9 protein-coding genes are annotated in these 9,580 nt (G+C 65.3%); 2 read left to right on the top strand and 7 right to left on the bottom strand.

Annotated features, from left to right (window positions below; translation table 11 throughout):
• The 5 genes from WCY17_RS04550 to WCY17_RS04530 form a co-directional block, all read right to left on the bottom strand.
• The coding region (locus WCY17_RS04550; RefSeq protein WP_372700984.1) for a carboxyl transferase domain-containing protein at nucleotides 1-675 on the bottom strand (675 nt) is incomplete at its 3' end.
• Nucleotides 676-690: 15 nt separating this feature from the next.
• Entirely contained in the window at nucleotides 691-1,872 is a 1,182-nt protein-coding gene (locus tag WCY17_RS04545; RefSeq protein ID WP_372700983.1) for an acetyl-CoA C-acyltransferase, read from the bottom strand.
• A gap of 17 nt (nucleotides 1,873-1,889) precedes the next feature.
• Nucleotides 1,890-3,740 carry a bifunctional isocitrate dehydrogenase kinase/phosphatase gene (gene aceK, locus WCY17_RS04540; RefSeq protein WP_372700982.1) on the bottom strand — a complete coding sequence of 617 codons (1,851 nt, stop codon included), beginning with the start codon at nucleotides 3,738-3,740 and terminating at the stop codon, nucleotides 1,890-1,892.
• Between the two features lie 6 nt (nucleotides 3,741-3,746).
• Nucleotides 3,747-4,925, bottom strand: a complete 1,179-nt coding sequence (locus WCY17_RS04535; protein WP_372700981.1) for an isovaleryl-CoA dehydrogenase — start codon at nucleotides 4,923-4,925, stop codon at nucleotides 3,747-3,749.
• Entirely contained in the window at nucleotides 4,922-5,338 is a 417-nt protein-coding gene (locus WCY17_RS04530; protein WP_372700980.1) for a MerR family DNA-binding transcriptional regulator, read from the bottom strand. The genes WCY17_RS04535 and WCY17_RS04530 overlap by 4 nt, the downstream gene beginning before the upstream one ends.
• 89 nt (nucleotides 5,339-5,427) lie before the next feature.
• Between WCY17_RS04530 and WCY17_RS04525 the strand changes: the two genes are divergently transcribed.
• Complete coding sequence (locus WCY17_RS04525) at nucleotides 5,428-6,510, top strand: MBL fold metallo-hydrolase (protein ID WP_372700979.1); 1,083 nt, start codon at nucleotides 5,428-5,430, stop codon at nucleotides 6,508-6,510.
• Nucleotides 6,511-6,516: 6 nt separating this feature from the next.
• Nucleotides 6,517-7,722, top strand: a complete 1,206-nt coding sequence (locus WCY17_RS04520) for a PLP-dependent aspartate aminotransferase family protein (protein ID WP_372700978.1) — start codon at nucleotides 6,517-6,519, stop codon at nucleotides 7,720-7,722.
• Between the two features lie 150 nt (nucleotides 7,723-7,872).
• Here the strand turns inward: WCY17_RS04520 and WCY17_RS04515 are convergent, their stop codons facing one another.
• Both WCY17_RS04515 and WCY17_RS04510 read right to left on the bottom strand, forming a co-directional pair.
• Nucleotides 7,873-8,739, bottom strand: coding sequence for a YgcG family protein (locus tag WCY17_RS04515; RefSeq protein ID WP_372700977.1), 867 nt, complete (start codon nucleotides 8,737-8,739; stop codon nucleotides 7,873-7,875).
• A gap of 95 nt (nucleotides 8,740-8,834) precedes the next feature.
• A complete protein-coding gene (locus WCY17_RS04510; RefSeq protein ID WP_372700976.1) occupies nucleotides 8,835-9,443 on the bottom strand; it encodes a LemA family protein in 609 nt (202 codons plus the stop codon).
• Between the last annotated feature and the right edge of the window lie 137 nt (nucleotides 9,444-9,580).

Genomic DNA, 9,580 nt, shown 5'->3' with positions numbered 1-9,580 from the left:
TTCGCCCGTGGCCGCCTTGACCAATGGCGGGCCGCCAAGAAAGATGGTGCCCTGGTTGCGTACGATGATCGCCTCGTCGCTCATGGCCGGCACGTAGGCGCCACCGGCCGTGCAGGAGCCCATGACGGCCGCCAGCTGGGCAATCCCCATCGAGGACATCACGGCCTGATTGAAGAAGATCCGCCCGAAATGATCCCGATCCGGGAAGACTTCGTCCTGGTTGGGCAGGTTGGCGCCGCCCGAATCCACCAGGTACAGGCAGGGCAGGTGATTCTGCCGGGCGATCTCCTGGGCGCGCAGGTGCTTCTTGACGGTGAGCGGAAAATACGTGCCCCCCTTGACCGTGGCATCATTGCACACGATGACGCACTCGGTGCCGCTGACACGGCCGATGCCGGTGATGAGCCCCGCGCCGGGCGATGCATTGTCATAGACATCGTGGGCCGCCAGTGGCGAAAGCTCGAGAAACGGCGTGCCGACGTCGAGCAGACGTTCGACCCGCTCGCGCGGCAGCAGTTTTCCGCGGGCCAGATGGCGCTCGCGGGCGGCGTCGCTGCCGCCCCTGGCCGTACGGGCCAGTTGCTGCTGCAGGTCGGCCACCAGGGCGCGCATCGCACGCGCGTTGTCCTGAAACTCGGGTGAACGGGTCTGGATACGGGATTCAATGACCGGCATGGCGTGTCCTGTGGATCAGAGCATTTCGATGGCCAGAGCCACCGCTTCGCCCCCGCCGATGCACAGAGAGGCAATGCCGCGCTGGCCACCGGTCTTGCGCAGGGCGCCGATGAGGGTGGTGAGCAGACGCGCGCCCGAGGCCCCGATGGGGTGACCCAGGGCTGTGGCGCCGCCATGCACGTTGACGCGATCATGGGGGAGATCCAGATCCGCCATGGCCGCCATGGTGACGACGGCAAAGGCTTCGTTGATTTCGTACAGATCGACGTCTTCGGCAGACCAGCCGGTTTTTTCGAACAGCTTGCGGATGGCGCCCACCGGGGCTGTGGTGAACCATGCAGGCTCTTGCGAGAATTGCGTATGCGCCACGATGCGCGCGAGCGGGGTGGCGCCAAGCGCTTCGGCGCGGCTGCTGCTCATGACGACCAGGGCTGCGGCACCGTCCGAGATGGATGAGGCATTGGCCGCCGTGACGGTGCCGTCCTTCTTGAAGGCGGGCTTGAGGCTGGGGATTTTTTCGGGCTTGGCGGTGAAGGGGGCTTCGTCGCGCTCGACAACCGTATCACCCTTGCGGCCCTGGATGGTGACCGGGGTGATTTCCCAGGCGAAGCTGCCATCTTCCGAGGCCTGGCGGGCTCGGCGCAGGGATTCGAGCGAGAACGCGTCCTGCTGCTCACGGGTGAAGTGGTACTTTGCGGCACAGTCTTCAGCGAAGACCCCCATGGCCGTCCCGCGCTGGTAGGCGTCTTCGAGGCCATCCAGGGCCATGTGATCGTAGACGGTGGAGTGCCCGTAGCGGTAACCCTGCCGGCCGCGCAGCAGCAGGTAGGGGGCATTGCTCATGCTTTCCTGGCCACCGGCCACGACCACCTCGGCCGAGCCGGCCTTGATCAGGTCGTGGGCCAGCATGACCGCCTTGAGGCCCGAACCGCAGACCTTGTGCAGGGTACTGCAGGGGACGCTGATGGGCAGGCCCGCCCCCAGGGCAGCCTGGCGTGCCGGTGCCTGACCCTGGCCGGCCTGCAGGACGTTGCCCATGATGACTTCGCTGACTGCTTCGCCGGGGATGCCGGCGCGCTCGACGGCGGCCTTGATGGCGGTGGCGCCCAGTTCATGGGCCGAGAGGCCCGAGAGACTGCCCATCATGCCCCCCATGGGGGTGCGGGCGGCCGATACGATGACGATGGAATCACTCATGATGTACTCCTGGAATATTACGGATTGCCCGCTGCCGCAGCAGGCCGGGCGTGTGTGATGTGAAGGCGGCGTGCCCCGGGGTAGGGGAAAATGTCTTCCAGGCGCCCCAGTGCCACCCGGGCACGGCACTCTTGCCACCATTGTGCACCCAAAAGCTCGGCGTGGTGCCGCAGGAAGGCGGCTCGCACACGGGCATTGCCCAGCAGGAAGCGGCTGAATTCCTCGGGGAACACATCGTGCCGGCCGACGGGATACCAGGGTTCGCTGGCCAGTTCGGCCTCTTCGTTGGGGGCTGGGGGGATCTGGCGGAAATTCATGTCCGTCATGCGTTCGATTTCGTCGTAGTCGTAGAAGACCACCCGGCCCAGACGCGTGACGCCGAAGTTCTTGTACAGCATGTCACCCGGGAAGATATTCGCCGCCGCCAGTTCGCGGATCGCCTGGCCGTATTGCTGGATGGCGGCATCGAGCACCTCGTCGTTGGCCTGCATCAGGAACAGGTTGAGCGGTGTCATGCGCCGTTCGATGTAGACGTGGTGCAGAATGACCTGATCGCCCAGTTCTTCCATCTGTGCGGGTACCTCGCGTCGCAGGCCATCGAGCAGGCGCGCTGAGAAGCGGGCGCGTGGCAGCGCCACCGAGGAATACTCCCAGGTGTCGGCCATGCGGCCGACCCGATCGTGGCGCTTGACCATCTGGTACTTGCGCTGCACGGTTGCGGCATCCATGCCATCCTTGGCAATGCGGTCGCGGATCATCTTGAAGACGTAGGGATACGAGGGCAGGGTGAAGACGGTCATCACCAGGCCTTCGATGCCCGGGGCATAGTCGAAGTGGTCGTGCGAGTGCGACAGGTGGTGCAGAAAATCGCGGTAGAACAGGGTCTTGCCCTGCTTCTGCAGACCGATGGCGGTATAGATCTCGGCCCGTGGCTTGCGCGGAAACAGGGTTGACAGAAAATCCACACAGGCGGCCGGGGCCTGCATGTCGACCAGAAAATACGCGCGTGTGAAGCTGAACAGGGTGCTGAGCTCGTCGCTGCCGATCAGCAGAGCGTCGATCTGCACCTGACCGGCCGGATTCTGCAGCAGGGCCACGGCAAAAGGATGGATGCCTCCCTGGTTGACCAGGCGGCCGAGCACATACGCTCCCTTGTTGCGAAAAAACAGCTTGTCCAGGACCTGGATCTGACAGTCGGCCGACAGCCGGCGCCCGCGCCCGCGCGGCAGATTCCGGCGCAGGTGCCGTATGCCCATGCGGGCCAGACGGCGCACGTCCGCCGGCAGGTCCGCCCAGGGCGTGGCCAGGCCATAGGCGGCAAACAACTGTACCAGCGCCTCCTGGAGCCGCGTGGTCAGTGGGTAATAGCTGCGGTAGGCCGCGGGCGATCCGCCGATGTAGTCGGTGGCCACTGCGGGGCGCACGAAGAGGAAGGCGTTGTTGAAATAGCTGCGATGCAGGATGCGGCAGGAGACCGAATTGAAGAAGGTTTCGGCGCATTCAGGCTGGTCGTGCCCTGCCAGCAGACCGATGTATGCGGACTTGACGGCCTGCCAGAATTCGATCTGCTCGGCACTGAGCGCCTTGCCTGGGCTGGCCTGGGCCGGCGCCGTATCGCGCAGGGCTTGCGACAATGCGGCCGCGCATTCGCGCACCCGGGTGTCGTAATACTCGATCCGTTCCCGGGCCAATTGCTGTATGCCCTGCCATTGGGCCGACTCGAACAGGGACTTGGCCCGCTGGGCACTGTAGCGGAACAGGGCATAGTGGCGGTCGAAACCGGCCAGAATCATGCCGGCCACCGATCCGGGCGCATGCCCGCGGGGCGGTGGCGTTTCGATACAGGCCTGTTCGGCAAGGCGCGGCATGAGGCGTCAGGCCGTCTCGGCAAAGAGTTCGCGGCCGATCAGCATGCGCCGGATTTCGCTGGTGCCGGCACCGATTTCGTACAGTTTGGCGTCGCGCCACAGCCGCCCTGTGGGATAATCATTGATGTACCCATTGCCGCCCAGGATCTGGATGCCCTCACCTGCCATCCAGGTGGCCTTTTCGGCGCAGTACAGAATGACGCCGGCACAATCCTTGCGTACCTGGCGCACGTGTCGCGAACCCAGGCTGTCGAGGTTGCGCCCCACCGTGTAACAGAACGCACGGCTGGCCTGCAGGGTGACATACAGGTCGGCCAGCTTGCCCTGGATGAGCTGGAATTCGCCAATGGGCTGACCGAACTGCTTGCGCTCGTGCACGTAGGGCACCACCACGTCCATCACCGCCTGCATGATGCCCAGGGGCCCTGCAGCCAGCACGGCACGTTCGTAATCCAGCCCGCTCATGAGTACGCGCACGCCGCCATTGACTTCACCCAGCACGTTTTCGGCGGGCACCATGCAGTTCTCGAAGACCAGCTCGCCCGTATGCGAGCCGCGCATGCCCAGTTTGTCGAGCTTCTGGGCCACCGAAAAGCCCGCGAAGGACTTTTCGACGATGAAGGCCGTGATGCCACGCTGGTGCGCCTCGGGGTCGGTCTTGGCATAGACCACCAGGGTATCGGCGTCCGGACCGTTGGTGATCCACATCTTGCTGCCGTTGAGCACGTAATGGTCGCCCTTCCTGTCGGCCCGCAGGCGCATGCTGACCACATCCGAGCCCGCGCCCGGCTCGCTCATGGCCAGCGCCCCGACTTGCGCGCCCGAGATCAGGCCCGGCAAGTACTTGCGTTTCTGTGCTTCGGTGCCATTGCGGTGGATCTGGTTCACGCAGAGGTTCGAGTGCGCGCCGTAGGACAGGGCAATCGAGGCGCTGGCGCGCGAGATCTCTTCCATCACGATCATGTGGGCCAGGTAGCCAAGCTGGCTGCCGCCATACGCTTCGTCGACCGTGACACCCAGCAGCCCGAGATCACCGAACTTGCGCCAGAGATCCATGGGAAATTGGTCGTCGTGATCGACCTGTGCCGCGCGTGGGGTGATCTCTGCCTGGGCAAAGTCGCGCACGGCGTCGCGCAGCATGTCCAGATCGGATCCGAGGTTGAAGTCCAGGCCAGGCTGATTCATGAGGAGGTCTCCTGAGGGGTGGATGATGAAGCAAGGCGGGTGCGCAACAGGGCCTCGCATTCGGCCTGCTGGTCGCGAATCTCTTTGAGGGTCTGGTCGAGATCGTGACGCTGCTGCTCGAGCTTGTAGCGGTGATCGGCGAGAACCCGGGCGTAATACTGCAGTTGCGCGGTCGTGCTGGCCTTGCTGCGATCGTACAGATTGATCAGGCTGAGGATCTCTGACAGTTGCAGGCCCAGGCGCCGCCCGCGCAGGGCAAGCTTCAGGCGGGTGCGATCCCGGGCGGCATAGACGCGGTTGCGGCCTTCGCGGGTGGGGGCGAGGATGCCCTGGTCTTCATAGAAGCGCAGGGTACGTGGCGTGACGGCGAACTCGCGGGCCATCTCGGAAATCGACCAGGTGTCCTGACTCATGCTGACAGCGCCCAAAACATGCATACAATGGAGGGTCCGATTATGCATGACGCTTACGTCAATGTAAAGATCATACAGAGGAGAACTGGATGAATCCGCAGGAACAGGCTTTGAATTATCCGTGGGGCGATGCCCTGCCGGCATCGGGCGAGACCCAGGCCATGGCCGAGGGGGTGCACTGGCTGCGCATGCCCTTGCCGTTTGCGCTGGATCACATCAACCTGTGGCTGCTGCGTGACCACCTGGACGGGCGCGACGGCTGGGCCGTGGTGGATTGCGGGATCGATCGGCCCGAGGTCCGTCAGGCCTGGGAGACGCTGTTCGAATCCCGGCTCGAAGGTTTGCCGGTCCTGCGAGTGATTGTCACGCACATGCATCCGGATCACGTCGGCCTCTCGCATTGGCTGTGCGAGCGCTGGCAAGCCCCTTTGTGGATGTCGGCCACCGATTTTGCGCTGGCCAGCCTGTGGTCGGGCGGCGGGCCGGCCGCAAGCGCAGCGCAGACCGAAGGCAGCGGGCCCACCGGGGATTCTGCGGCGCGGCATTTTGCGCGACACGGCCTGCTCGACCCGGCCGCCCAGCAGATGCTGCGTGACCGGCATGCCTACTATTCGGGCCTGGTGCCCGACATGCCGCGCAACTTCCACCGATTGATGCATGGGCAGCAGGTGCAGGTGGGCGCGCACCGCTGGCAGGTCATCGTCGGCCACGGCCATGCGCCGGAGCACATGTCCCTGTGGTGCCCCGACCTGCAGGTGCTGATCTCGGGTGACATGATCCTGCCGCGCATTTCGACCAACGTGAGCGTTTTCGACTTCGAACCCGAGGCGGATCCTCTGGCACTGTATCTGGATTCGCTGCAGCGCTACGATGGCCTGCCCGAAGATACGCTGGTGCTGCCCTCGCATGGCCGGCCCTTCCGCGGGCTGCACACGCGCATTGCCCAGCAGCAGGCCCACCATGCCGAACGCCTGGCTGATGTACTGGCGGCCTGCAAGGCGCCAAAAAGTGCCCATGATCTGCTGCCGGTGCTCTTCAACCGCAAGCTCGACATGCACCAATTGACTTTTGCCATGGGCGAGGCGATCGCGCATCTGCACACATTGTATTATCGTGGACAATTGAAGCGCCAACTGGGGGATGATGGCGTGTACCGTTTTCAAACACTCTGAGCCACCATGCCAAAAACAGCCGATCACGTCGATACCGTACTTCAGCACGCGGGCCAGGCCCCGTTGAATCCGATCACCGGTACGGGTCCGGTATCCCTGCCGGCCGTGCGCACCAGCACGGTGCGCTTCGTTTCCATGGCCGCCCACGATCAGGCCCAGATGGCCCGGCATGCGGGGCATCGTGTGGCCACCTACGGACGCCTGGGTCTGGATACCCACGAGGCATTCGAGGCGCTGGTGTGCGAGCTCGAGGGCGGCCAGCGGGCCTTTCTCGCGCCGTCGGGCATGGCGGCGATCAGCATGACACTCATGGCCTGCCTCAGTGCCGGCGATCACGCCCTGGTGGCCGACTGCGTCTATGGGCCTGTGCGAGCCTTCCACAAGACGGTTCTGGCGCGCCTGGGGGTGGCCATGGATTTCGTCGCGCCGGACATCGAAAGCCTGCAGGCCGCCCTGCGGCCTGAAACGCGGATGCTCTATCTCGAATCGCCGGGATCCCTGCTGATGCAGATGCTGGATGTACCCGCCCTGACGCGCTGGGCCCATGCGCACGGCCTGCTGGTCGTGGTCGACAACACCTGGGGCTCGGGCTATGTGTACCATCCACTGGCCCTGGGCGCAGATATATCGGTCCTGGCGGCCACCAAGTACCTTGGCGGGCATTCCGACCTGATGCTGGGCGCGGCAGTGGTTCGTGACCACCAGCACATCCGGGCGCTCGCAGACACGCACAATGCGCTGGGCAGCACGGTCGGCGCAGACGACGTCTGGCTCGCCCTGCGGGGCGCGCGTACGCTCGGGCTGCGTATGGAGGCCAGCGGCGATCACGCGCTGCAGGTCTGTGAATGGCTCGCGGCACAACCACAGGTACAGCGGGTGTTTTTCCCGGCCTGGCCACAGGATCCGGGCCATGGGCTGTGGCAGCGCGATGCGTCGGGCTCCAATGGTCTGCTCGCAGTGGCGCTGAGTTTCGATCAGCACCAGGCCCGCCGGCTGGTCGATGCGCTGCGCCTGTTCGGGATCGGCTATTCGTGGGGGGGCTACGAGAGCCTGGTTTCGCTGGTGAGCCCGGCAACCCTCGAAGCGCATTCATATTGGCGCAGCCTGGTCGCCAGTGGCCTGCAGGCCGGTTCGGTGCTGCGCCTGCACGTGGGGCTGGAAGACGTCGCCGATCTGCTGCAGGATCTCGAATCGGCGTTCGCGGCGGCGTAACGACGGCATGATGCCTGCGCAGGCCACGGTGGCGCTGCACAGGACACGGTCCGCAGCGGGTGGCCGCTCGTGGCGGGGCGCGTCGGCAGGCCCCATCGGCCGGACCCGCGGTTCACCAGCTGCCGGACGCCCCGCCAGGCGGACCCCGGTTCACCAGCTGCCGGACGCGCCGCCCCCGCCGCCTCGGCCGCCGCCCCCGCCGCCAGAGCCCCCGCCACCGAATCCGCCGCCACCGCCCGGCCCGCCCCAGGGTCCGGAGTCCCGCCTGCCGCGCCTGCCGGACCCTTGCCTGAGGCGTTGCGTGATCCCCAGGCCGCGGCTGATCATGGCCAGCACCACGGCCAGCACGGCCCCGGCCAGGCTCCAGAACATGCTGTCGGTCAGCATGAAGCACAGGGTGCCAAAGAGCACGGCCCCTACGGCCACGGGCATGACCAGCACGAAAAATGCCGCGGGCAGCAGAAAGAACCAGGGTGGGGCATCGTTTTCGCCTGATTCCTGTGACGGCGGTTCGGGCAGATCTTCGCCGGCCACGAGAGCCTCGAGAGCCTGTACGCCGGCCTGGATGCCCGCCGCGATGTGGCCCTGTGCGAACTGGGGTGTGATCCGTTCACGGATGATGCGCCCGGCCTGCACATCGGTGATCGCGCCCTCGAGCCCATAGCCCACGTCGATGCGCACGGTCCGGTCATCCAGGGCGACCAGCAGCAGGATCCCGTCATCCACCTTGCGGCGCCCCACGGCCCAGGTATCGAACACACGCCGCGCATACTGCTCGATGGTGTCCGGGCCCGTGGTGGGTACCAGCAGCACGAAGAGCTGAGTGCCGCGTTCCTGCTCCAGTGCCTGCAAGCGCTGGTTCAGGTCCGAGCGTTCGGCCGCGTCCAGGGCCCCTGCGAGATCGGTGACCCAGGCCTGCCAGGCAGGTACCGGCACCGGATCGGCGGCCATCGAGGGGCGTGGCGAACCCAGGAGGCTCAGCGCGCAGACGATCCACGCGAGCCATGCGAGCCACATGGGGCCCACGGCGCGCGGAGTACGGTGTCGAGCGGTCGGCGATGCGTGCAGCATCGTTTGCGACACAGGTGCCCCGTGCAAGGCAGGTGCCGTCGTCATTGTGTCGCAGCGGGCAGATCGAAGCGCACTTCGGGGTCACGCTGTACCTGGTCGGCCTTGTCGAGCCCGTATTGCGGCCTGGGCTGGTAGCCCAGTACGCGCGCAACGATCAATTCGGGGAATTGCCTGATCGTCTGATTCCAGGCCTGTACGGCGGCCACATAGCGTTCACGGGCCACGGCAATGCGGTTTTCCGTGCCCTCGAGCTGGGTCATGAGGTCGCGGAACAGGCCATCGCTCTTGAGTTGGGGATAGTTCTCGGAGACCGCGAGCAGGCGCGACAGGCTGCCGGACAAGGCCCCCTGGGCTTCTTCGAAGCGCTGCAGCATGGCTGGGTCATCCAGATCGCTGGCCTGCAGGCTGATCTGCCCGACCCGTGCCCGGGCTTCGGTCACCTGCTCGAGCACGCTGCGCTCCTGCACCATGTAGGCATTCACCGAGGCCACCAGCTTGGGCACCAGTTCGGCGCGCCGTTCATACTGGCTGAGCACCTGGGACCAGCTTGCCGCCACCTGCTCGTCGAGGCGCTGCAGTTCGTTGTAGCCGCAGCCCGAAAGCAGCAATGCCAGCATCACCACCAGCACACGAGAAAATATCCGTTGCATTCTGTACCCCTGAACGTGTCCTGTACGAGAACATCGCGCTATACTACCGGACTTCGTGCAGTTTGCCATTCATTGCACGCTGTTCTCATTGCGGCGCACGGGCCTGCCCCATGCGTCACACAATCATTCTGCATGAC

It is taken from the genome of Castellaniella sp. (assembly GCF_041677825.1).
Taxonomy (GTDB): domain Bacteria; phylum Pseudomonadota; class Gammaproteobacteria; order Burkholderiales; family Burkholderiaceae_B; genus Castellaniella.
The sequence above is the reverse complement of the archived record's forward strand: the minus strand, read 5'-3'. Positions and strand labels throughout refer to the sequence as shown.